The organism is Campylobacter sp. RM12642, assembly GCF_020137635.1.
GTDB lineage: Bacteria > Campylobacterota > Campylobacteria > Campylobacterales > Campylobacteraceae > Campylobacter_E.
Window position 1 is genome coordinate 13621 of sequence record NZ_JACGAT010000004.1, and the last position, 24496, is coordinate 38116.

At 26.4% G+C, this 24496-nt stretch carries 23 protein-coding genes, 1 tRNA gene and 1 pseudogene; 18 read left to right on the top strand and 7 right to left on the bottom strand.

The genetic code is table 11. From position 1 onward, the window contains the following. Nucleotides 1–76 precede the first annotated feature (76 nt). The 13 genes from AVBRAN12642_RS02475 (at nucleotide 77) to AVBRAN12642_RS02535 (ending at nucleotide 13461) form a co-directional block, all read left to right on the top strand. Nucleotides 77–565, top strand: coding sequence for an RDD family protein (locus AVBRAN12642_RS02475; protein ID WP_214116509.1), 489 nt, complete (start codon nucleotides 77–79; stop codon nucleotides 563–565). Continuing rightward, entirely contained in the window at nucleotides 558–2600 is a 2043-nt protein-coding gene (locus AVBRAN12642_RS02480) for an LPS-assembly protein LptD (RefSeq protein WP_336606873.1), read from the top strand. Before AVBRAN12642_RS02475 ends, AVBRAN12642_RS02480 begins: the two co-directional genes overlap by 8 nt. Next, nucleotides 2590–3267 carry a sodium:proton antiporter gene (locus AVBRAN12642_RS02485; protein WP_214116520.1) on the top strand — a complete coding sequence of 226 codons (678 nt, stop codon included), beginning with the start codon at nucleotides 2590–2592 and terminating at the stop codon, nucleotides 3265–3267. The genes AVBRAN12642_RS02480 and AVBRAN12642_RS02485 overlap by 11 nt, the downstream gene beginning before the upstream one ends. Further along, nucleotides 3251–5344 (top strand): polyribonucleotide nucleotidyltransferase, encoded by a 2094-nt coding sequence (locus AVBRAN12642_RS02490; RefSeq protein WP_214120586.1) that lies wholly within the window; start codon nucleotides 3251–3253, stop codon nucleotides 5342–5344. The genes AVBRAN12642_RS02485 and AVBRAN12642_RS02490 overlap by 17 nt, the downstream gene beginning before the upstream one ends. After that, on the top strand, nucleotides 5337–5933 hold the full coding sequence (locus AVBRAN12642_RS02495; protein WP_214116524.1) for a LysE family transporter: 597 nt from the start codon (nucleotides 5337–5339) through the stop codon (nucleotides 5931–5933). The genes AVBRAN12642_RS02490 and AVBRAN12642_RS02495 overlap by 8 nt, the downstream gene beginning before the upstream one ends. Further along, the gene (locus tag AVBRAN12642_RS02500; protein WP_336606874.1) at nucleotides 5923–6570 is read left to right on the top strand and encodes a nitroreductase family protein; all 648 of its coding nucleotides are present in this window, start codon (nucleotides 5923–5925) and stop codon (nucleotides 6568–6570) included. Before AVBRAN12642_RS02495 ends, AVBRAN12642_RS02500 begins: the two co-directional genes overlap by 11 nt. Before the next feature lie 10 nt (nucleotides 6571–6580). Then, nucleotides 6581–6880: a thiamine-binding protein gene (locus tag AVBRAN12642_RS02505; RefSeq protein WP_214116528.1), complete on the top strand. Its 300-nt coding sequence runs from the start codon at nucleotides 6581–6583 to the stop codon at nucleotides 6878–6880. A gap of 7 nt (nucleotides 6881–6887) precedes the next feature. Further along, nucleotides 6888–7451 carry a ComF family protein gene (locus AVBRAN12642_RS02510; RefSeq protein ID WP_214150330.1) on the top strand — a complete coding sequence of 188 codons (564 nt, stop codon included), beginning with the start codon at nucleotides 6888–6890 and terminating at the stop codon, nucleotides 7449–7451. A gap of 38 nt (nucleotides 7452–7489) precedes the next feature. After that, a complete protein-coding gene (gene gyrA / locus AVBRAN12642_RS02515; protein ID WP_336607905.1) occupies nucleotides 7490–10093 on the top strand; it encodes a DNA gyrase subunit A in 2604 nt (867 codons plus the stop codon). Then, nucleotides 10071–10643: a manganese efflux pump MntP gene (locus AVBRAN12642_RS02520; RefSeq protein WP_214120127.1), complete on the top strand. Its 573-nt coding sequence runs from the start codon at nucleotides 10071–10073 to the stop codon at nucleotides 10641–10643. The genes gyrA and AVBRAN12642_RS02520 overlap by 23 nt, the downstream gene beginning before the upstream one ends. Before the next feature lie 98 nt (nucleotides 10644–10741). After that, on the top strand, nucleotides 10742–11854 hold the full coding sequence (gene ald, locus AVBRAN12642_RS02525) for an alanine dehydrogenase (RefSeq protein WP_214116534.1): 1113 nt from the start codon (nucleotides 10742–10744) through the stop codon (nucleotides 11852–11854). A 152-nt stretch (nucleotides 11855–12006) separates the two neighbouring features. Continuing rightward, a tRNA-Ile gene (locus tag AVBRAN12642_RS02530) sits at nucleotides 12007–12083 on the top strand. A 64-nt stretch (nucleotides 12084–12147) separates the two neighbouring features. Then, nucleotides 12148–13461 carry an oligopeptide:H+ symporter gene (locus AVBRAN12642_RS02535; RefSeq protein WP_336606876.1) on the top strand — a complete coding sequence of 438 codons (1314 nt, stop codon included), beginning with the start codon at nucleotides 12148–12150 and terminating at the stop codon, nucleotides 13459–13461. A gap of 7 nt (nucleotides 13462–13468) precedes the next feature. On the opposite strand, the gene AVBRAN12642_RS02540 is transcribed toward AVBRAN12642_RS02535, so the two are convergent. The 6 genes from AVBRAN12642_RS02540 to AVBRAN12642_RS02565 all read right to left on the bottom strand — a co-directional run bounded on the left by AVBRAN12642_RS02540 (nucleotide 13469) and on the right by AVBRAN12642_RS02565 (nucleotide 19471). After that, nucleotides 13469–14623: a murein hydrolase activator EnvC family protein gene (locus AVBRAN12642_RS02540; protein ID WP_214116538.1), complete on the bottom strand. Its 1155-nt coding sequence runs from the start codon at nucleotides 14621–14623 to the stop codon at nucleotides 13469–13471. Beyond that, a complete protein-coding gene (locus AVBRAN12642_RS02545) occupies nucleotides 14620–15426 on the bottom strand; it encodes an ABC transporter permease (protein WP_214116540.1) in 807 nt (268 codons plus the stop codon). The genes AVBRAN12642_RS02540 and AVBRAN12642_RS02545 overlap by 4 nt, the downstream gene beginning before the upstream one ends. Beyond that, nucleotides 15413–16090 (bottom strand): cell division ATP-binding protein FtsE, encoded by a 678-nt coding sequence (locus AVBRAN12642_RS02550; RefSeq protein WP_214120129.1) that lies wholly within the window; start codon nucleotides 16088–16090, stop codon nucleotides 15413–15415. Before AVBRAN12642_RS02550 ends, AVBRAN12642_RS02545 begins: the two co-directional genes overlap by 14 nt. Next, the gene (gene trmB / locus AVBRAN12642_RS02555; protein WP_336606877.1) at nucleotides 16087–17220 is read right to left on the bottom strand and encodes a tRNA (guanosine(46)-N7)-methyltransferase TrmB; all 1134 of its coding nucleotides are present in this window, start codon (nucleotides 17218–17220) and stop codon (nucleotides 16087–16089) included. The genes AVBRAN12642_RS02550 and trmB overlap by 4 nt, the downstream gene beginning before the upstream one ends. Continuing rightward, the gene (locus AVBRAN12642_RS02560) at nucleotides 17220–18419 is read right to left on the bottom strand and encodes a fibronectin type III domain-containing protein (RefSeq protein WP_336606878.1); all 1200 of its coding nucleotides are present in this window, start codon (nucleotides 18417–18419) and stop codon (nucleotides 17220–17222) included. The genes trmB and AVBRAN12642_RS02560 overlap by 1 nt, the downstream gene beginning before the upstream one ends. A gap of 62 nt (nucleotides 18420–18481) precedes the next feature. Next, entirely contained in the window at nucleotides 18482–19471 is a 990-nt protein-coding gene (locus AVBRAN12642_RS02565) for an RluA family pseudouridine synthase (RefSeq protein ID WP_336606879.1), read from the bottom strand. Between the two features lie 52 nt (nucleotides 19472–19523). On the opposite strand from AVBRAN12642_RS02565, the gene AVBRAN12642_RS02570 reads away from it, so the two are divergent. Continuing rightward, the gene (locus tag AVBRAN12642_RS02570) at nucleotides 19524–20639 is read left to right on the top strand and encodes an FtsW/RodA/SpoVE family cell cycle protein (RefSeq protein ID WP_214116552.1); all 1116 of its coding nucleotides are present in this window, start codon (nucleotides 19524–19526) and stop codon (nucleotides 20637–20639) included. Nucleotides 20640–20667: 28 nt separating this feature from the next. Here the strand turns inward: AVBRAN12642_RS02570 and AVBRAN12642_RS02575 are convergent. Next, nucleotides 20668–20865 (bottom strand): annotated as a pseudogene (locus AVBRAN12642_RS02575) (Rdx family protein); the annotation flags it as partial. A gap of 163 nt (nucleotides 20866–21028) precedes the next feature. Between AVBRAN12642_RS02575 and AVBRAN12642_RS02580 the strand changes: the two are divergent. From AVBRAN12642_RS02580 to xseA, 4 genes are read left to right on the top strand one after another with little or no spacing between them, the layout of a single operon-like run. Then, the gene (locus AVBRAN12642_RS02580) at nucleotides 21029–21439 is read left to right on the top strand and encodes a Fur family transcriptional regulator (RefSeq protein WP_214116554.1); all 411 of its coding nucleotides are present in this window, start codon (nucleotides 21029–21031) and stop codon (nucleotides 21437–21439) included. Between the two features lie 33 nt (nucleotides 21440–21472). After that, nucleotides 21473–22276, top strand: a complete 804-nt coding sequence (locus tag AVBRAN12642_RS02585) for a hypothetical protein (RefSeq protein ID WP_214116557.1) — start codon at nucleotides 21473–21475, stop codon at nucleotides 22274–22276. 2 nt (nucleotides 22277–22278) lie between these two features. Continuing rightward, nucleotides 22279–22980: a bifunctional demethylmenaquinone methyltransferase/2-methoxy-6-polyprenyl-1,4-benzoquinol methylase UbiE gene (ubiE, locus tag AVBRAN12642_RS02590; RefSeq protein WP_336606880.1), complete on the top strand. Its 702-nt coding sequence runs from the start codon at nucleotides 22279–22281 to the stop codon at nucleotides 22978–22980. Continuing rightward, nucleotides 22967–24496, top strand: coding sequence for an exodeoxyribonuclease VII large subunit (gene xseA, locus AVBRAN12642_RS02595; protein WP_336606881.1), 1530 nt, complete (start codon nucleotides 22967–22969; stop codon nucleotides 24494–24496). Before ubiE ends, xseA begins: the two co-directional genes overlap by 14 nt.

The following is a 24496-nucleotide window of genomic DNA, read 5'->3' on the forward strand; positions in this document are numbered from 1 at the left end:
TTTTCTTCCACTATTTTTTAGGTTACAAGACCTTGAAATTTAACGCTTGTTTGGGGATTTATGTTTAGGGTTTTAAATGGATGATAAAATATTAGAAAAGCTTGAAAAAGAAGATAAACAACTAGCCGATATTGTTGCTAGGTTTATTGCTTTTGTGGCTGATTTTATAATTTGCTATATTCTTATCTTTATTTTAATGATATATTTTATAAATGATGAAGAAATAATTAAAATAAGAACCTTAATAAATAACGAAGATTATATCAATTTAAATATATTATTATTTCGCTATGTAAAAGCATATTTTATTATTAAATTCTTTTATGTTCTTATATTTTTTTATATGTATGGTGCAACTTTTGGCAATATGATTACAAAGACAAAAATTGTAAATTGCGAACATTTTGATACTCCTAATTTTACAGAATCTTTAAATAGAGCTTTAGTGTTTGTATTTTGTGAATTTTTTATAAATGGGGTATTGTTTGTATCTATATTCTTTAATAAGACAAGAAGAAATTTTGCTGATATTGCCAGCAAATCTATGGTGATTAAAGTTGATTAAAAAAATATCTTATTTGATATTGCTTATTGGCTTACTTTATTCAAATCAAATTGAAATTCAATCAGATGAGTTTGTAAAAAAAGATAATTACATAATCTCAAATAAAGATATATTGTTGTTTAAAGAAAATTATTTTGCAAGAGCAAATAGTGGTAAATATAATCAAGATACAAAAGAATTAGAATTATTTGGAGATGTATTTTTAATAAACAATAATCAAACTACTATATCAAATTATGCAAAAATTAATTTAGGTAATTCTTGTGCAAATTTTGATAATTTTTTTATAAGCGATTCTTTTATTGAAGTATGGTTAAAAAGTAAGAATAGTTCTTATATAAATGGTGATTTTATTGTAAAAAATGCAAGTGTTAGTTCTTGTGATGTTGCAAATCCTGAATGGAGTATTGATTTTAAGGAAGGTATTTATAATACTAAAACTCAAGATTTAGTATTAAAAGGTATGGTTTTAAGATTTAAAAATATACCAATTTTTTATATGCCATATTTTGCTATTAATACAGATGATAGTAGAAAAACTGGTTTTTTGGTTCCTAAATTATCAATAAAAAGCAAGGAAGCTATTCATTATGAGCAACCATTTTTTTGGGCAATTAATCATAGAATGGATTTAGAATTAAGACCACAAATTAGAACAAATAGGGGTTATGGAATTTATTCTAATTTTCGTTTTGTTGATAGCCCTTATTCTAAAGGAAATATAGGAGTTGGGTATTTTAAAGAATTTAATAGTTATTTTAATAAAGAAGAATTGAAATTTGGCGAGCATTATGGATTTAATATGCACTATGAAAGAGATAAAATCTTTAATACAAATAACAAAAATCAAGAAGGATTATATTTAGACTTTTTAAGAATTAGTGATATTGATTATTTGAATTTATCTAGTTTTTTAGATAATAATGATGAAGCCATAATAACTTCAAAATTTAATTATTTTTATACAGATAATAAAGATTATTTCGGTTTATATGCTAAATATTATCAAGACACTTCAAGTATTAATCAAGATTATACTTTACAAGAAATTCCAAATCTACATTATCATAGATTTTATGATACTTTATTTGATAATCATATTAACTATAAAGCAGATTTTTCATATAGCAATTTTTATAGAAGAGAAGGTAGCACATTAAATAGATTTCATTTTTATGTTCCAATTGAGTTTAATAAAAGCTTATTTAATGATTATATTAACTTTGTTTTAAATGAAGAATTTGAATTAGGACTTAACTTTTATAATAATTATAGTAGAAGAGATGATTATAATTTTAATTCTACTCATAGTGCTTTTATATATACTAATTTATTTAGAAAGTATGATTATATATTGCATAATATTAATTTTGGTTTTGGTGCTAGTCTTAGGACTGGTTCAAAAGAAATAGAAAATGAATTTTTCATACCAAATACTTATGATGATTTAACCTTTAATATTGAGTTATCTCAAATAATTTTTAGTGATAATGATAAAAAACTTAAGCATTCTTTAACGCTTAGGACAGAAGATTCTAAGTTTAATATTTTAAGCAATCAGCTTAAGTATTATTTTAATAATAATTTTAATATTAATAATACTACGGAGTATTCGTTCAAAAATTCTAATATTGATAGATTTTTTATAGAAGGAGTATATACAACCCAGCCATTTAAAATAAGTTCTGGATTTTATTATAATAAAATTGATGAGCTTCTTGTGAAAAATAAGCCTTATGATAGATTTTTAACTAGTAAATTTCAATATGAATTTATGCCTTATAACATAATATATTCTCAAGCTTGGTTTAATTTAAATAGTAAGAAATTTGAAAACTATAGTATAGGTTTTACTCATAAAAAAAGATGTATAAATTATTCTTTAGAATTTAAAGAAAGCACAACAGCAAAACTTACTCAAATGGGTGTAAAATCTGTAAGAGATAGGGGAGTTTATTTGAAATTCAATCTTTATCCAATAGGCGGTGTAAGATATAATTTTGCTTTAAGAGGTGATGATACTTATGATTTTTGACAATCCTTTACAAGCTGCTAATAAATTTAGTGAAAAATTATTGCAATATAAAGAATTAGAAGGACATATAATTATAGGAAATAGTATTAAAAATATTCCTTTTATTGAGACTATTGCAAGTGAACTTAATTTATATTATGATATGCTTTTTAACAAAGGCATATATGCCCCAAATAATGAATGTCAGATAGCAAAAATTAGTGAAACAAGAGATATAGTATGTATTCAAGAATTAATTGAAGCTTTTTCCATAACTCAAGAATATATTTTATCAATGAGCACTGTGCTTTATGATGAATCAATTATGGGTAAAATTGCAAAATATAGAAAGTCTTTACCACTTAGCAATCTTAAAGGTAAGGATATTTTATTGTTAGACCAAGGTTCAAACAGCGGTTTAACTATTAATGTATGTCATAAAAGTTTATTGGGTTTAGGCGTTAGAAGTATAAAATATGCAAGTGCTTTAGTAGCTGCTGATGCTTATAATTATTATAATGATTTATTTGATAAAGTTTATTATTTAGAAAAAATAGAACATTTTATAGATAAAGATTATTACTACAAGCAACCACTTGAAATATCAAGTGAATATGCGTGTGAGATTTTAGAAACGAGCAATTATTATTTGCCATATCAAAAGGAGATAAATGAAAAAAATAATTAAGATTAACGATAAAGAATTAGTATTTGAACTTGATTTAGTTGCAAAACAAGCAAATGCAAGTGTTTTAATGACTTGTGGTAAAACGGTTATGTTAGCAAGTGTTGCTAGAGAAGATGAATGTGTTAGTGAAGATTTTTTACCATTAACCGTTAGCTATGTAGAAAAAACTTATGCAGCAGGTAAAATTCCAGGCGGTTTTGTGAAAAGAGAAACAAAACCAAGTGATTATGAGACTTTAACTTCAAGAATAATTGATAGAACATTACGCCCATTATTTCCTAAGGGTTATTTACACCCAACTCATATCGTTGTTATGCTTCTTTCGGTTGAAGAAAATGTTGATATTCAGCCACTTGCACTTTATGCAGCAAGTGCGGCTTTATTTTTAAGTGATATTGAAATTGTATATCCAGCAGTTGGGGTTAGGGTTGCTAAGGATGAAAATGGTTTTGTTCTAAATCCTGATTTAAATTCTTTAGAACTTTCAAGTCTTGATTTGTTTGTAAGTGGTCTTAAAGATGAATTATTAATGATAGAAATGAAAGCAAATGAGACTAATAATTCAATGAATGAGATGAGCGAGAGTGAGTTATTACAAGCTTTAGAATTTGCAAAAGGTAGTATTTTAAATATAAGTAATGATTTTTATAATACTTTTAAAGAATATAAAAAATCTTATGAGTTTAACTATAAAGCTGATAGCGAAAATCTAGCAGTATATGAATATTTAGAAAAAAACTATTTAGAAGATATAAAATTTGCAATTAATAAAATGGCTAAAAGCGAAAGGGCAAGTGAGCTTAAAGCTATTGCAAAAAAAGTTGTTTTAGATGAAGAATTTATAAATAATAATTGGAGTGAAGCTGAACTTGATTATGAATTAAATCGTATTAAAAAGCACATAGTAAGAAAGCAAATCTTAAAAGAAAGAAGAAGAGCTGATGGGAGAGCTTTAGATGAGGTTCGTCCTATTAGTATATTGACTAATATTTTACCAAATGCGCACGGCTCTTGTTTATTTACAAGGGGTCAAACTCAAGCATTAGTGGTTTGCACTTTAGGTAGTGACAATGACGCTCAAGCAATTGAATTATTAAATAATAAATCAACTACCTATGAAAGATTTATGTTTAATTATAATTTTCCTGGTTTTTGTGTAGGCGAAGCAAGTCCTTTAAAAGCACCTTCAAGAAGAGAATTAGGACACGGAAATCTAGCAAAAAGAGCTTTAAGTTCTTCAGTTAGTAAAGATTATGCTCATACTATTAGAATAGTTTCAGAAATATTAGAAAGTAATGGAAGTAGCTCAATGGCTAGTGTTTGTGGTGGCTCATTAGCTCTTCGTGCTGCAGCAGTTCCTAGTAAAAAACTAGTAGCTGGAGTTGCTATGGGGCTTATAATTGAAGATAATGAATATGCTGTATTAACTGATATTATGGGCTTAGAAGATCACGATGGGGATATGGATTTTAAAGTAGCAGGTAGTGTTGATGGAATAACTGCTATGCAAATGGATATAAAATTAGGTGGGGTTAGCACTGAAATATTAACCCAAGCTTTAGAAGCTGCTAGAAAAGGAAGAATTCATATTCTTAATTTAATGGAAGAAGCAAATTCTAAGATTGTTATTAATGAAGAAATTTTACCTAAATTAGAAATATTTAGCGTAAGTGCTAATGATATTCCAGAAATTATTGGTCAAGGTGGTAAAACTATTAAAGAAATCATAGATAAATTTGGCGTTAGCATAGATTTAGATAGAGATAAAAATGAAGTAAAAATTAGTGGAAAATTAGTAAAAGAAGCTAAAGAATATATATTAAATGAAGTGTTAAAACCAAAATCTAAAGGCAAAAAACAAGCTCCTAAAGTAGAATTTGAAATAGGAACTAGATTTAGTGGTGTTGTTAAAAAAGTAGCTAATTTTGGAGTATTTGTAACCTTACAAGACGGCATTGATGGATTATTACATTCTAATAAAATTAAGGGCAAAAGCTTTAATGAGGGCGAAACGCTAGAAGTAATAGTTAGTGAAATTAAAGATGGAAAAGTAGGACTTAGTTTAGCAGATGAATGATTTATTTGATGGGATATTATTAGGACTTGGAGTTTGCGTTCCTTTTGGTCCTGTTAATATTCTAATTTTAAGTTATGCACTAAAATCTTTTAAGAATGCTTTTGCTTTAGGTTTTGGTGCTTTTGTCGCTGATTTACTTTATTTATCATTATTAAGCTTTAGCGTTTTAGAATTTATTAAAAATGATTTATTTTTAAATATTTTAAGTATTTTTGGCTTTATATTTTTAAGTTATTTAGCATTTTTAATGCTAAAGCCAGTAAAAGATATAAATCTTCATAAGAATTTAGAAAATACAAATATATTTAGTAATTTTATTAAAGGATTTTTACTAAATCTAGCAAATCCTTATGTAATCACATTTTGGCTTAGCGTTGCAACTATGCTAAGCACTAAACAAAATCCTATATATTTATTTTTAGGACTTAGCGTTAGCATACTTATTTGGATATTTTCGCTTTCGTTTTTTGTATATAAATATACAAATTTATTTAGTCTAAAAGTGCTAAAGATTATTAATATAATTTCTGCTTTTATTTTAGAATATTTTGCAATTATGCTTGTTTTAAGGAGATTTTATGACTTTTAAGGAATGTTTGGATAATAGATTTTCTTGTAGAGATTTTATTGACTATGAATTAAGTAAAGATGAATTAATTAATATAGTAGAACTTGCAAAATTAAGCCCTAGTGCAACAAATATGCAACCAGCAAAACTAAGCTTTTTTAGCGGTAAAAGCCTTGCTAAATTAAGTGATGATTTATTAAATGCTGTAAAAAATAACTTAAAAAGTCAAGATATAAAATTATATCCTGATATTTGGTTTGAACCTTATAAGAGCAGAAGATTTCAGACAGGAATTAGGCTTTATGAAGCACTTAATATAAAGCGAGATGAGAAAGAAAAAAGGCTAGAGCAATGGCATAAGAATTTTAAATTCTTTAATGCTAAAAATCTAGCAATTTTACATATTGATAATGGTTTAAACGAAGGTTCTTTGTTAGATTGTGGTATTTTTCTAGCTAATTTTTTAAATGCGGCTACATATTTAGGATTTAGCACTTGTGTTTTAGGTAGTATTACTGAATATTGCGATACTATTAGAGAAAATGGGGTTGAAGGCAAAATCATATGTGGCATTGCAATAGGTAAAAAAAGTAGCGATAATGTAAATAATTTTAAAACTACAAGAGCAAGTAACGAAGAAATAATTAAATTTATTTAAAGGAGAAAAAATGAGTGTTACAATGGATTTTTGTATTTTTTCTATGAGCGATGATAGTAAAAGTGAAGAAATAGCACCAATTATTGAGTATTTAAGAAAGAAAAATATAAAACATAAATTAGGTGCAATGGGAACTAGCGTAGAAACTGATGATTTAAAAAGTGCTTTAAAAATTTTAAATAAAGCAAATAAATTAATTAATAAAGATAGAGTTTATTTAGTAGCCAAATTTGACATTCACAAAAGTAGAAATGATAATCTAAAATATAAGGTAAAATCGGTTAAAAAGCGTCTAAAAGATAAAGAATAAAATCTTTATGCTATGTTATAATTGCTCTAAGCCTACATTTAAGATTTTTTGTAAAACTTGTGAAAAAGAATTTAAATTACTTGAATGTAAAAGAAGAATTTTAGATGATGGTTTAGAAGTAATTAGCTTTTATAAATATTCTAAAATTAAAAAATTATTAAATCACAAGCATTTTATTAGTGGATATTTTATATTAAATAAACTCGCATCTTATTCTTATAAAAGATTTCATTTTGATAATGAATTAGCTTATGCTATAGGCTTAGATGATGATTGCTCTAGCGGGTATTCTCATACAGCAATACTTATTAAAAATATGAAATCAAAAAATATTATTCCATTATATAACGCAATTAAAGCAAAAAATAAGATTATTTATAAAGGTAAAAGTCTTTCGTTTAGAAAGAAAAATAAAAGAAAATATGAATTGCAAAAGACCTTGGATTTACCTGTAATTTTAGTAGATGATATTATCACTTCAGGCGAGTCTTTAAAACAAGCGAATTCAGTGCTTAAAAAAGCTAAAATTAAGGTTCTTTTTGCAGTCGTATTAGCCGATGCGAAAGTTTAGTTTGCTAGTATAAAAAAATCTTTACTTAAAGGAAAACAATGAATTTATTTGATAATAGTGAAATTACTATTGTAGATATTGAAGATAGTATAAAAACAAGCTATCTTGATTATTCTATGTCAGTAATTATAGGCCGTGCCTTACCTGATGCAAGAGATGGATTAAAGCCGGTTCATAGAAGAATTCTTTATGCAATGAATGATTTAGGAGTAGGTTCAAAAAGTGCTTATAAAAAATCAGCTCGTATAGTGGGTGATGTAATCGGTAAATACCATCCGCACGGAGATACTGCTGTTTATGATGCTTTAGTAAGAATGGCACAAAGCTTTTCAATGAGATACCCAAGTATTGATGGTCAAGGAAACTTTGGTTCAGTTGATGGAGATGGTGCTGCAGCTATGCGTTATACTGAAGCTAGAATGACAATTTTGGCTGAAGAATTGTTAAAAGATTTAGATAAAGACACCGTTGATTTTGTTCCAAACTATGATGATAGTATGAGTGAGCCTGATGTTTTACCTTCAAGAGTGCCTAATTTATTATTAAACGGCTCAAGTGGTATTGCTGTTGGTATGGCAACTAATATTCCGCCACATAGTTTAGATGAATTAGTAGATGGACTTTTATATTTACTTGAGAATAAAAACGCTAGTTTAGAAGAAATAATGCAGTTTATAAAAGGTCCTGATTTTCCAACTGGTGGGATAATTTTTGGTAAAAAAGGCATTATAGAAGCTTATAAAACAGGTCGTGGTAGAATTAAAGTAAGAGCAAAAACTCATATAGAACAAAAAGGAAATAAAGAGCTAATAGTAATTGATGAGTTACCTTATCAAGTAAATAAAGCAAGACTTCACGAGCAAATTGCAGAGCTTGTAAAAGAAAAGCAAATAGAAGGTATAAGCGAGACAAGAGATGAGAGTGATAGAGATGGAATTCGCCTTGTAATTGAGCTTAAGCGTGATGCTATGAGTGAAATTGTGCTAAATAATTTATTTAAAAGCACCACAATGGAGACAACATTTGGTGTGATAATGTTAGCAATTCACAATAAAGAACCTAAGGTATTTTCTTTAATTGAGCTATTAGATTTATTCTTAAATCATAGAAAAACCGTAATTATTAGAAGAACTATTTTTGAACTTGAAAAAGCAAAAGCAAGAGCACATATCTTAGAAGGTCTTAAAATTGCACTAGATAATATAGATGAAGTAATTGCATTAATTAAATCAAGTGCAGATACTGCAAGTGCAAGAGATGCTTTAGTAGAAAAATTTAGCTTAACTGAATTACAAGCTAATGCTATTTTAGAAATGAGACTTAGCCGTCTTACAGGACTTGAAAGAGATAAATTAGAAGATGAGTTAAGAGAGCTTTTAGCAAAAATTGAAGAACTAAATGCAATCTTAAAAAGTGAAGAAAAAATAGAAGAAATAATTCACGATGAATTATTAGAAATTAAAAATAAATTTAAAGTTCCAAGAATTACTGAAATAGTAGATGATTATGATGAAATTGATGTAGAAGATTTAATACCAAATGAGCCAATGGTAATTACAATTACTCATCGTGGATATATCAAAAGAGTTCCTACAAAATCATATGAAAAACAAAAGCGTGGTGGTAAAGGTAAAGTCGCAGTTACTACTTATGATGATGATTTTATAGAGAGTTTCTTTACTGCAAATTCTCACGATACGCTAATGTTTGTTACTAATAAAGGACAACTATATTGGTTAAAAGTTTATAAAATTCCTGAAGGTAGCAGAACTGCTAAAGGAAAAGCTGTTGTAAATCTAATCAATCTTTTACCAGATGAAAAAATTATGGCAATAATTCCAACAACTGATTTTGCTAAGACAAAATCACTTGCATTCTTTACTAAAAATGGTCTTATTAAACGCACGAATTTAAGTGAATATAGTAATATCCGTTCAGTTGGTGTAAGAGCTATTAATCTTGATGAAAACGATGAATTAGTAAGTGTTTTAATAGCACAAAATGATGATAGTGAAAATATTGATTTGGTTGATGAAAATAGTGAAAATATTGAAGATGATAATATTCAAATTGTTGAAGAAGAAAATTCTTTAGATGAAAACCAAGAAAACCAAGAAGAGCAAGTTAGTGGAACTATGATTTTTGTAGCTACTAAAAAGGGTATGTGTATTAAATTCCCACTTACAAAAGTTCGTCAAATTGGTCGTGTAGCTCGTGGGGTAACTGCTATTCGCTTTAAAGAAGAGCAAGATTATGTAATAGGTGCAGTGGTTATTGAAAGTAATGAGCAAGAAATTTTAAGTGTTAGCCAAAAAGGTATCGCAAAAAGAACTGATGCAGGAGAATATCGCTTACAAAGTCGTGGTGGTAAGGGCGTAATTTGTATGAAACTTACTCAAAAGACAAAAGATTTAGTAGGCATTGTAATTGTTGATGATACTATGGATTTAATGGCGCTTACAAGTAGTGGCAAGATGATTAGAACTGATATGCAAAGCATTAGAAAAGCTGGTAGAAATACAAGCGGAGTAATTGTTGTAAATGTTGGTAGCGATGAGGTTGTAAGCATTGCAAAATGCCCTAAGGAAGAAGACGAAGAAGAAAATTTAGAAGAAGAGAATGGCTTATTTGATGATAATTGATATTGTTATTTTAGCTTTCTCTTTAGCAATTGACGCATTTTTTGTAGCATTAAGTATTTGCTTAGTGCTACAAAAACAATCTTTAAAAAAGTTATTGGTTTTTAGTGCATTATCTGCTTGTTTTCAAGTTTTAATGCCTATTTTAGGATATTATGTAACTTATTTATTAAATGTAAGGTATATGAAGTTAATTCAAGCAATTGATCATTATGTGATTTTTGCAATTTTTGTATTTTTAGCATATAAATTATTTAAAGAATTCTTAGATAATGAAAATGAGAATATTAATATAAGTTATGGTTCATTATTTTTGCTTAGCATAGCAACTAGTATTGATGCACTAGGTGCAGGACTTATGATATTTTCTTTGGAATATAATTTATTTATTTCTTCTTTATTAATAGCTTTAATTACATTTTTTATGTGCTTTTCTAGTTTATTTATAAGTAAAATGAAAGTTAATAAAAAAATTTTACAACCAATAGGAAGCTTGCTACTTTTATTTTTGGCGTTTAAAATTGTAATAGTTCATATGCTAGAAAACATATAACTTGTAAATTCGTAACACTTTTTATAATTTTTTCAAAAAAATCTTTTGAAGTTTTTATTTTTTTTATATCATACTCCTTTATCACAAAAGGAGTATAAATGATTATAGGTTGTTTAAAAGAAATTAAAGACCAAGAATATAGAGTTGGCTTAACGCCTTTAGATGTTATTGAATATATAAATCATGGACATGAAGTTTTAGTAGAAAGTAAAGCCGGTGCTGGTATTGATATAAGTGATGAAGAATATATAAAAGCCGGAGCAAAGATTTTAACTAAAGAAGAAATTTTTGAAAAAGCTGGAATGATTATTAAAGTAAAAGAACCGATTGAAAGTGAATATAAGTATTTTAAAAAAGGACAGATTTTATATACATATTTACATTTAGCAGCAGATGAAAAACTTACAAAAATGTTAATAGATAAAGAAATATCAGCATTTGCTTATGAGACAATTCAAGAAGGTAAAAATCTTCCTTGCTTAGCTCCTATGAGTGCTATTGCTGGTCGTTTAGCGGTAATTCAAGGTTGTAAGTATTTGGAAAAAACTTATGGTGGTAACGGAATGCTGCTTAGTGGTCTAACTGGTGTTAAAAAAGGAAAAGTTGTAATTTTAGGTAGTGGTATGGTAGGGCTTAATGCTGCTCAACTTGCTTTTGGTATGGGAGCAGAAGTTGTAATTTTAGGTCGTGATGCTAATAGACTAGATTATATTGACCATGTATTTAATGGTAAGATTACTACTTTATATAGTAATATTTCAAATATATTAGATAGTATAAAAGATGCTGATGTAGTAATTGGAGCTGCGTTAGTTCCAGGAGCAAAAACTCCTAAATTATTATCTAGAAAACATTTAAAACATATGAAAAAAGGTGCTGTTATAGTTGATGTTGCAATTGATCAAGGCGGTTGTTTTGAGACAAGCCGTGCAACAACTCATACAAACCCTATTTATGAAGTTGATGGGATAATTCATTATGCAGTTGGTAATATGCCAGGAGCAGTTGCAAAAACAGCTACTTTAGCACTATTAAACGCTACAACTCCTTATGGAATTAAAATAGCAAACCTTGGAGTAATTGGTGCTATAACTTGTTTTGAAAGTTTAAGATATGGTTTAAATACACATAAAGGACACTGCACTCACGAAGGTGTGGCAAATGCCTTTAACCTTGAGTATTTTAATCCTAAGAATTTCATTGCTATGTAATATGATTAGGCATTTATATTTTTTATAAATGCCTATAGGTTTTTATGGGTTATTTTGTAATATTCAATAAAAGCCTATAAAAAAGATAAAAATTTTATTGTTTAAGTAATTTTTAAGTTTTTAAATATATAATAACAGCTTTTAATCACGGAGGATTTATAGCTCAGTTGGTTAGAGCAACCGGCTCATAACCGGTTGGTCCCAGGTTCGAGTCCTGGTAAATCCACCACCTCCTTTAAATTTAATAGAATTAAATCTTTCTTAGGCTTCAAGATTTTCTTTAGGAGAAAACGATGTCAAAAAATAAGTTAAAACCACTATTACCAATATGTTACATAGAAGCCCTAGAAAGATTTGCCTTTTTAGGCTTTTTAGGTATTTTTGTGTTTTATTTAATGGATACATTTTCTTTTTCTAAAGGTGAAGCAAGTGCAATAAGTGCAAGTTTGGGTGCTGCCATTTATGCTTTTGGTATATTTGGAGCATATTTAAGTGATTTTTGCTTAGGTGCAAAAAGATGTGTAATTTTAGGAATTATTTTTCTTACTTTAGGGTATTTATGTTTAACTTTTGATTTATTAACAATATCTCTTTTTTGCATTATTTTTGGTAGTGTATTAATCAAGTCAAATATTACAAGTTTGTTATCTAAAAGTTATCCTAATGATAGCGAGTATGTATTTAGTATGTTTTATATTTTTGTAAATATAGGATGTTTTTTGGGGCAAATTAGTGCTGGTCTTTTAATACTACATTCTTATAATTTAGCATTTTTCATATCATTTTTTAGTGTATTTTGTGCTATTTTAGTATTTTTTTATAATTCAAAATATATATCTAGCGAACCTATAAAATATGATTTTTTTAAAAATAATATAGCTATGTTTATTTTGATATTTTTATTTATTGCATTCTTAGCTACTCAAGAACTTTTGGTGGTTAGTAAAATTATAAGTATTTTTTCAATTTTAATTTTAATAATTTTTTATATTTTTATTTATAGAAAAATACCAACAAAAAATAATTTTAAAAAATTAGCTTTTTATTTAATAGCTGCTGTGTTTTTTTATATGTTGATTTTTCAAAGCTTTAATACTTTAAATATTTTAATTAAAAGTAAGGTTTCTTTTAGTATTTTAAATTATCAAATTCCAGCTAGTTGGTATTTAGCTTTTATGTTTTTAGTTAGTATTTTTACAAGTATGCTTTTAAGTTTTATAAGTAAAAAAAGCTCAATTAATGAAGCATTAATTATACCAGTTGCTATGATTATTGCTGCTAGTTCATTTATTGTTTTAGGAATGCTTAGTAAAGATGATTTTATTAATCCAATATATATATTAATTACTTATTTTATGTTGGGTATTTCTCAAACAAGCATAGGGGTTTTAGGACTTAGCATAGTATCAAAATTAACTCCAAGTGGATTTAATTCAAGCACTATGGGAATTTGGTTTTTATGTTCTGGTGCCGCACAAGGAATTGAAGGAATTATTGCAAAATATATTGATAATATTAGTTATGAATTGTATTTTAGTATGCAAGGATTTTTTGTATTATTTTTAGCATTACTAATGTTATTTGCATATAAATACTTAAAAGTATAACTATAATTTAATTGTTGATTAGTTCTAACGGATTTATGTGGTAGTTTTTTTGTGTAACTTCAAAAGTTAAATCCCTTTCAACTTTTCCAACAATGTTTCCTTTTTTTAATACTTCTCCAACCTTTGCAAGTTTGCTAAATTTTGATAAGTGAGCGTATATTGTGTGAATTCCATTTGCGTGTTCAACAATTACAACCTTATCAAGGACTGCAGTATCATTTGCAAAAACTACTTTTCCATCAAATACTACTCTTACATTGGCATCAGGCGTATTTGAGCGTAGCACTACATTTTCATTAAATATTTTTAATTTATATATAGGGTCTATGTAATCTCCAAATTTTTGTTTTACACTAAAATCAACCAAAGGTGCTATAGTTTTTGCTCCTGTATATTTTGCTACCTTTCCATCATAACTTAAGGTATCAGAATGTTTTACTTGTGTAGTTTGACTTGATTTTTTATTTGATTTTTCATTTTCTATGATTTTTAACTTAGCCAAAGTTGCTCTAATTTCATCTTGTTGTTTTTGTAAATTTGTTAGGCGTTGTTTATATATTTTTTCATCTTGTTTTTGTTTAGAAATTAAATTCTCTTGGCGTTTTTTAAGTTCGCTTAATTCTTTTGCTTGTTTTTTATAATTATCAATATTTACATTCATTTCACTAATTTTTTTTTGCTTATAATCAATTTGCTGTTGTGTTCTTGCATAATCTTTTGAAATTTTATAAAGCTCATTATTCAAAACTTCAGAAAGTGTATTTAATACTTCAATAGAAACTATACTCATTGAGCTATCAATTAAATCTTTTGGTGCTATTAAATCATACGAAAAATCCTTAGCAATTATTTCAACTAATTTAGCACCTAATTTCTCTTTATCTTTCATTAGCTCTTTATTTTGTGTGATAAATGTATTTAATTCTCCATTTTGAGCATTTACAAGTTCTTGTAATTCTGCTGTTATATTTGAAGTTTTTTTAACTTTTTCATTTATTTCTTTTAATTTTTGTTCCCCTTCAATTATTTCACTTGCCAAATCTTCTAATTTTTTTGATATTTGTTCTTTTTCATTTTGAGTTTGCTCTAGTTTTTTTGTGTTGTTTTCTATTTGATTTGCAAACAAACTTAAGCTAAACAAAACTATTAGAAGTTTTTTCATTGTCTTTTTACCTTAAACATTACAATCATTATACATAGTAATGAAGCTAGTAAAGAATAAGAGCTTACTTCAATTAAACTAGGTAAAAAATCAATTTGCGGTAAATCTATATCAAGTTTTGCTAAAAATTCTTTTATATAAGAGATATTATTAAAATTAATAAAAAACGCAAATAATAAAGCAAAACAAATTATATTATCTACAAATACAATCTTAAGCATTGGTGCAGCTCTTTGGAAGAAATTTGCCCCAAATAAATTAAGAATATAAATTCTATTTTCGTGCTCGTATTTAAAAATTTTTATTTGTTTTATAAATAAAGCAATAGATAATATGCTTATGCAAATTAAACATATATAAGAGATTAATTTTATAATATTTAATAGTTTATATATTTTAATGTGTGTTTTTGAGAATGTTTCTACTTTTAAAACATTTGGTATTTTTAATAGTTGTTTTTTGATTTGATTTATTTCGTTTTCATTAATAAATTTAGTAAAGCTAATATTATAAAATTTCGGTAGTTTTGATTTTAAGGTATTTAAATTAGCATTTGTTATATCTTTTTTTAATTTATTAAGAATTTCACTAGGGTCTAATTCATTAATACTTGAAAAATACTCAATATTAGCTAAATCAACTGCTTGAATTTCAAGCTCGCTTACTAATACTACGCTGTAATCTTTATTTAATTTGGTTTCATAATCTTTTATTAATTCATCAATAAAAAAGGCAAATTGAAAACAAAAACATATAATAAAAAGTGGAAAAATAAAACTAATATGTGTTTTAAATAAATTCATTCAAAACCCCATTTTCTATATTTAAATGTCTATAATTAAAATCAATTCTAGGTGGAATTTGATGAGTTACTGCGATAATGCAAGCATTGAATGTGTTTCTAGCAGCATTTAGTAATTGCCAAATAATATCAGCTGAATGAATATCAAGATTTCCTGTTGGCTCATCACAAATTATTATTTTAGGATTGTGTATGATTGCTCTTGCAAGGGCTATTCTTTGCTGCTCTCCGCCACTTAATTCTAAAGGCATTTTTTTAGCTTTATGCTGAAGTTTTGTGTATTTTAATAACACATCTACATGCTTGCTGATTTGTTCATTTTTAACGCCAGCTATTTTTAAAGGTAATGCTATATTATCGCTTACATTTAGCTCGTTAATTAGCTTGTAATCTTGAAAAATTATTCCTAATTTTCTTCTAAGTTTTAACAATTCAGCATTGCTAATATTTCCCATATTTTTAAACAAAACATGCAAATCCCCACTAAATTCGCTAAATTCTCCAAAAAAACTTTTAAGCAATGTTGTTTTTCCGCTACCACTTTTACCGGTGATAAATATAAAATCACCTTCATTAGCACTAAAATTTATATTATGCAATACTATTTCATTATTGTAGGCTAGAGTTAAATTATTGGCATTTATTAAAGTAGCATTGCTTTTCATTGTAAAAACTCTTTTAATTTAATAAATGCTTTTAAATTTAAAGTATTTGGGCAAAAGTCGTGAAACAAAAACTCAAATTCTTCATTTTCTTTACATAACAAATAAGAGCTACTTGGTGTGTCAAATCCACCATAAGCTATTTGAATGATTTTTGCATTATCACATTCATAAATTCTTGATATTTTTAAGAAAAAATCTTCATCAATATGTTTTATAAAATTAAGTTTATTAAAATCAATTTTGAAATTAATTTTTTGATTTATGATTTCTTGATTTAAATTCTTTTTATTTCTCACATAGCAAACAAAATCATATATATCTTTATTCATTTTAAGCCAACGGCTTTCGTATTTACTTATTATCCTTGCGTCCTTATTTTTAAAATAATCATAGTCTAAATCAGAAAAAATATTTTTTGTATATTCTGCATACATTAAACTATCGCTTCTTAATTCAAAAAATCCATTTTCTTTTAATACTCTTTCGCACTCGCTTTTAAATTCATTTGATACAACTCTTCTATAAGGAGCGTCGTCCCAAGGCACAGGAAAATGCAAATATATTCCATTTAAACAACTATTATTTAATTCTTTTATAGCTATTCTTGCATCAAAATCTAATAAATATATATTATTTAAATCTTTAGCTAATTTACTTACTTGAATAAGACTAGGTTTATGAATTTCTATTCCAATATAAGTATTTTGAGGATTATTTTTTGCTTGATATAGCAAATGTCTTCCTGAACCAAAACCAATCTCTAAATAAACATTATTTAATGAATTAATTAATTCTTTAAAGTCCTTAGGAGATGATATGACATTACTTGCTAATTCTTTAAATTTATTATAATGATATGCTTTTGATATGATTTCATCACAAAATGTTTTTTCAAATACTTCTAAGGCTTTTTGCATTAAGGCTAAGTCGGTAATTTTTGTTAATTTATCAATTTTTACTACAAATTCATTATTTTTTTCGTTAAGTTCTATAAAAAAACTAGAATTATTAATATTAGTATAAACTAAAGTTTTGCCTAATTGTGTTTTTGTTTTAAATTTAAATTCAACCTCTCCAACACTAATTGGCAAGGTTAAATTCTTTATATATTTTGCTTTAAAATTTGGCATTATTTAACACTCAATTTTGAACTAGGTTTTGATTCTATTCCAAATTCATCAACGCCAATTATTTGATAAACATCTCCAGGCATATATGTAGTATCTACATAATAATCATTTTGTATTCCGTTTGCAACTTCTGTTGAATTTTTAATAAGTTTATAGGTTTTTATACGATTATCCGTGCTAATCCATTTTATTTTTAGTGTATTTTCATTTTGTAATTCAAATCCTGTAAGAGCAGGAGTTTTAGGTTTATCAAGGCTCATTCCAACTACATTTACGCCAGTTTTTGCACTCTCAAGTCCGTCTTTATCTATCATAGTTACATAATAATATCTGCTTACTCCATCATCTCCTATATTATCCTCATAGCTATTTTCTGTAGTTGTAGCTAGCTCAAAAAATGGTAATAAAGATGCTTTTGAATAATATATTTTATAATGAGAAAAGTCTTCATATTTAGGAGCGTCCCAAGTAAGAATTATTTTTTTAGGTAGGTTTGTGGTTACATTGATATTTACAATTTGTGGTGGTAAAACTTTACTAATTGCTTCAACTTCAGCACTAGCATCACTTTCAACTCCGTTATAAGTTAGTGCAGTTACTTTGTATTTAGCATATAGATTTGCTTTAACTTCGTCTAAATATTCAGCACTTAAGCGATTATTAATAGTTGCTACTTTATACCACTTATCAGAATTAGCGTCTTGTTTATAAATATTATATTTTACAACTCTTGAATCAGTATGCGGTCTCCAAATTATTTTGATTTTATTAGGAAGTCCTGCTATTGCTTGAATAAATGTAACTGGTTCAATTTTTCCTATAGTTTTTACATTTATAGTAGATAGTTTTGAATTACCTTCTTTATTAAAAGTTACGAAAGTATAAGCATAGCTAGTATCAGGATTTAAATTATTATCAGAATAATGAGTTGCATATCTATCATTTATAGTAGCGATTAGTTTGTCTTTTGCATTTTCATCATTTAGCTCTTTTCTATAAATCTTATAACCATCTATATTTTGATCATATATAGGGTCCCACTCAAATCCTATTTCTCTCATACCTTGAAGAGTTCTTATATTATTTACCATAGTAAGATTATCAATCGGAGCAATTTCACTAAGACTTGTTGTGCTAGAGCACGCATTAAAACCTATAATAAAAGCCGTAAATAAACTTATTTTAATAATTTTCTTCATATTTTGCCTTTCGTGTAAAGATTTAATTATACTAAGTATGAATAATGATTTATAAGCATATCCTATTCCAAATTATTACTAAATTGATTTAATAAATTATGAGCTAGATTTAAGTCAAGTTTTATATCTTTAAAATCTTTAATAGCTTCATTAAAACTCAAACAATTACTTGAATAAAATTCCATAAAATTATTTGTTATTGGGTGGGTGTAATTTATATAAAATGAATGTAGCATTAATCTATTTGCTTTATTTTTACTGCTCTCATCAGCATAAATACTATCTCCTAAAATATATCTATTTACACTTGCTAGATGGGTTCTTATTTGATGAGTTCTACCGCTTTCTAATTTTGCTGAAATTAAAGCTTTATCGTTTGTATTTGCAAGATTTATAAAATGAGTTCTAGCCCATTTGCCCCATCTATCTTCATTTAAGCCGTATTTTTTAATACATTCATCTTTGCTTAAAGATTGCATTTTTAATCTATTATTCTCATTTCTTTTTATATATTTTTCTATATGATTTTGATTTATTGTGTGGTTTGTAACTGCTAGATAAATTCTATTGACTTCTCTATTTTTAATCTGATTTGCTAAGCTAAAATATGCTTCATTGCTTTTAGCTACTAGCATAACTCCGCTAGTATCTTTATCAAGTCTATGCACTATTCCTGCTCTTATTTTGCCGTTAATATCAGCTAGTTTATAATTTCTCTCAAGTAGCCATTCTACTAATGATGCTTCTTTTAAAGAAGAGCAGCCGTGAGTTGCTACATTATTTGGCTTATTTACTACTAGCATATACTCATCTTCATACAGAATTTCTACATCAAAATTAGCTTCATATTTAATATTTATATCTTTTATATCAGGGTAATTAATCTCTATTTCATCATTTATATTTAGTTTATATGAGTTTTTAATTACTTTATTATTTACTAATACATTTTGATTTTTTATTAGATTAGAAATTTGTGAGCGACTTTGTCCTAAAACTTTAGCTAAATATATATCAATTCTTTCAATTTCACTTGCTACAATCTTACTCAATATTAACCTTTTTAAATCATATTCATAAACAAATTTAGCAAAAGGTTGTAAATTGATAAAACTAGATGGTAAAATTTTAACCCACTTTGATTTTATATTGCCATTGCTCGTATTTCCAATAATAATTTTTTCATTTTTATTAATGAATGAGGCGAATGAAGTTTTAGCGCATAAACAAATTATATATGTGATTGTAGGGTTTTTTGCTTTTTTTATATTTTTTTTATTACCCATTAAAAAAATTGAATGGCTTATTCCTTTTTTTTACTGGTTTTGCATAGGTTTATTATTATTAGTTGATGTTTTAGGGGCTACTAAATTAGGAGCTACTAGATGGCTTGAAATTCCTTTTACAAGATTTACAATTCAGCCTAGTGAGATTTTTAAACCTGCATTTTTATTAATGCTTGCTTATTTAATTAGACACAATCCTCCACCTGATGATGGATATAGATTTAAAGATTTTTGCAAAATTAGTTTTTATATAATTTTACCTTTTGTTCTTATTAAAAGTGAGCCTGACTTAGGTTCTGCTTTAATTATTTTAATAGTTGGCTATGTTACATTGTTTTTAGTGGGTATTCATCATAAAATTATTTTAACAGGGGCATTATTACTTGGAATTTGTATGCCAATAGCTCCTATTGTCTATGATAATTTAAATGATTACCAAAAGAAAAGAATTACTGATTTTTTAAGTGAAAAACCAAGTTATCAAGTAAGACAAAGTATGATAGCAATAGGAAGTGGTGGAATAAATGGTAAAAGCAAAGATGATGCTACTCAAACTCATTTTAAATTCTTACCAATTAGCACGAGTGATTTTATTTTTGCATATACTATTGAAAGATACGGATTTTTAGGTGCTTGCTTGCTTTTAGGATTATATTTATTACTGATTTTGCATTTGCTAAGCTTTAATAAAAAGCTTAAAAAAGATTATTTTGCTAAAACTTTTACATCAGCTCTATCCATATTAATATTTATTTATGTTGGGGTTAATGTATCTATGACTATAGGGTTTGCTCCTGTTGTTGGAGTGCCACTGCCGTTTTTTAGCTATGGTGGAAGTTCTTTTGTAACTTTTATGATACTTTTTGGAATATATGAAAATTTATTATCATTTAGGTTTGACCCTGATTATAAATTAGTAAGAATTGATTTGTAATTAAAGAATTTAAAATTAAATTCTTTAATTATCTATAGGCTTTAATAAGTGAATTAATCTCATTAATATGTGGAAATCTTTTGCTATCACAACCTATTAATTCATTTTTTGAATATATTTTCTCATTATCACAAATAACTATAAAATCGCCTTTACTTCCTATTTCAAATTCTACTTCTATTCCTTGAAATTCACCAATTAATTCATCTGCAACCCTTGCAGCTTGTGGTTCATATTTTCAAGCATTACAATAAATGATTTTCGCTTTCATTTTTTCTCCTTACAAAAATATTACAAATTTAAAATAACTTAATTAATGACTAGAAATATTAAGTTATTTATAGTATTCTTTCGCATTTAATAAAAAATATTATTTGGTAAAGGTAAATATGAAGTTTTTAGAGATTTTAAAGGATAGAAAGCTAAAAGCAACTCCGCAAAGAATAAGCATTTTAAAAGTTTTATCAAAACACGAACACCCTAGTATTGATGAATTATACGAGCAAATAAAGGTTGAATATCCTGCAATTTCACTTGCTACTGTTTATAAAAATCTTAGCACTATGATTGATGAGGGTTTAGTAGTTGAGATTTCAATCCCTAATGATAAATCAAAATACGATATATATGAATACGAACATATTCATTTGGTTTGTAATAATTGTAAAAGTGTTTTTGATTTAGATAAAGTTAAGGCTGGACTTGATAAATATCAACAAACTTTACAAACTAAGTTAGATAATCCTATAGAAAGTATTAAAATTACAGCGTTTTTGGCTACTTGTTCAAATTGCAAATAATATAAGTTAAAATAAGATAAAAAAGGAGTTTAGGTGAGTATTTTAAAACACTTTCTCTTTTTTACCTTAGAGAGTAATTTAGAGTTTAAAAAGCTTAAAGATAGTTTTTGTTTATTTGAAAATAGTCTTTATAAACTTGATATAATTGATAGCAATTTACATTTTTTAAAAGCTAATTTATCAAGAGCTGACATAGAATATCATACGAGTGAGCTTAGCTTAAATGAAGTAAAAAGTAAAAGTTTAAAATACAAAAGAGCCATCACTCAAGGCAAGATGATAGAACAATTTAATAATTTTTATATCTGCACTTTATTTGATGAAAATTCTCAAGATGGACTTAGTTTTAGTGAATATGAAAGATTAAAAATATTTTTAACTTATGGGCTTAAATCAAGGGATTTAAGCATTAGCATAGGACTTGCTTTAAGGATATATTTGTTTTATTTGAGTATTAATTCTAAACAAGAGATAATAAAAGAAATTCTTAATTTATTCTCTTTTATTTACGAAGAAAATATAATAAAAACTATCAATAAAAATGATAATTTTTATGATAATTTATCTTGTATTATTTTAGATGAAAATAATTTTTATACCACAAATTGTGCTAAGGTCAATTTTGTAAAAATCTTTTCAAAAGTTTTAAGAAAAGAAGCTATAAAAGTATTAAGATTTAATGAAAGTTGCGAAAAATTAATAATATTGCTTGAATTTTTAAGCTTTTTTAAAACTCATAAAAAATTAGATTTTCAAGAAAAATTAGCAAAAAATAAAAGCGTTAAAAAAATAGCTAGAAAAATTAGTAAAATAGCTAGAACTTATTATTTAGGATAAATATGCAAAAACAAGAAAAAATAGTAGAAATGTTTAATGAAATAGCTCCAAGCTATGATAAAGCTAATAAGGTTTTAAGTTTTGGTATCGATGCAAAATGGAGATTTGATGCGATTAGTAAGGTTAAAGATTTTCTTAATTTAAATTCTAATTTAAATATAGCTGATATTGCTTGTGGGACAGGCGATATGTGTGTTTTGCTAAGTAAAATTCCAAATGCAAAGGTTGTAGGGATTGACCCAAGTAGTGGAATGCTAGAAGTGGCTAAAAAGCGTCATTTAGAAATTGATTTTAAATTAGGCTATGCAAATAATTTGCCATTAGATAATGAAAGCGTAGATTTAATTACTATTAGTTATGGTTTTAGAAATGTGGTTGAAAAAGATGAAGCATTAGAAGAATTTAAAAGAGTGCTAAAGCCTAATGGAATGCTTTTAGTATTAGAGTTTTTTAAAAGAGAAAAGGGCGGTATAATAGGATTTTTCCGTGATTTTTATCTAAAAAAAATATTACCTATAATAGGTGGAATTTTAAGCAAAAACAAAGCAGCTTATGAATATTTACCTAATTCTATTGATGATTTTTACTCAAATGATGAATTTAAAGATAAATTAAAAGAGCATAATTTTGATTTAAAACTTTTCAAAACTTATAGTTTTGGAGTTAGTTCATTGTTTATAGCGAGTAAAAATGTTAGCAAATAAACTAGAAAAAACATATTTTAGTGTAAGCGAAATCAATAATCTTGCTAAAAATAATTTAGAAAGCACTTTTTTAAATATCGCAATTCAAGGAGAAGTTAGCAAGATTACAAATCATACTTCAGGGCATTGGTATTTTACTATTAAAGATGAGTTATCAAGCCTTGATTGCACTATGTTTTCAAGTTATAACAAAGGTAAGGCTAATTTAATAGTAGGCAATAAAATAATAGCCATTGGAAAACTTACCATATATCCTGCTAGTGGAAAGTATCAACTAAACTGCACTGATTATGAATTAGCCGATGGATTGGGTAAATTACAAGCAGCTTTTAATGAGCTTTATAAGAAATTAAAAGATGAAGGCTTGTTTTTAGATATTTATAAAAAACAAATTCCAAAAAATATTAAAAAAATTGCAGTAATTACAGCTATTAATTCAGCTGCTGCTAAAGATATTTTAAGAGTTTATGAAAACAACGAAGCTTATTTAATAAAATTAGTGTTTTTTGATAGTTTAATGCAAGGAGAAAATGCTAGTAAAAGAGTAGTTGAGTGTATTAAAAAGGCTAATGAATTTGATTTTGATATTATATTAATAGCTCGTGGCGGTGGTAGTAAAGAAGATTTATTTTGCTTTAACGATGAAGCTTTAGTAAGACAAATCGTAGCATCTAAAATCCCAATAATTACGGGTTTAGGACACGAAATAGATACTCATTTAAGTGATTTAGCAGCTAGTAAATATTATGCAACCCCAACTGCGGCTATGCAAAGCTTGGTTTATAATAAGTTTGATAGAATGCTAGATTTAGATAATTTGCAAAATTATTTTAATTTAACTATTAAAAAACATTTGGATAAAAAAGAGCAAAATTATTTATATTTAGCAAGTAAATTTTCTAAAAAAGAAGTGAATTTTAAATTTAATTCATATAAAAATAATCTTTTAAATAAAAAGACTTTATTTCAAAATAAGCTAAAAAATATTTTAAAACAAAATGAGCTAATTTTAAATAATCAAAAAACTATTTTAAATAATAATTTTCATAAAGCCTTAGAAAATAAAGAAAAGCTTTATAATATTTATGAAAATAAGATAAATATCACAAAGCTTAAAAGCAATATTTCAAGTATGCAATTTAGTCTAAATCAATATGAAAAACTAGCAAAGCAATCATTTAATAAGGCTATTTTAAATAAAAATCAATCTTTAAATGATTTTATAAAGAGTAAAAATATCATTGATTTTAAAATAAAACTAGCAAAAGACAAACTAGAAAATCAAAAAATATTATTAAATAACAGCTTTAAACCTAAATTTAAAGAAAAATATGTAAAAATAAACAATTATCAAAAGATTTTAAGCACTCATCAATCATTCTTAGAAAGCATTAAAGAATATGCTAGAGTTATGAAAGATAATAAAGGCATAAAACTTAGTGCTTTAAAAGAAGGCGATGAAATCACGCTAAAATCAATTGATTGTGTAAAAATAGCAAAGATTATAAAGGAGTAA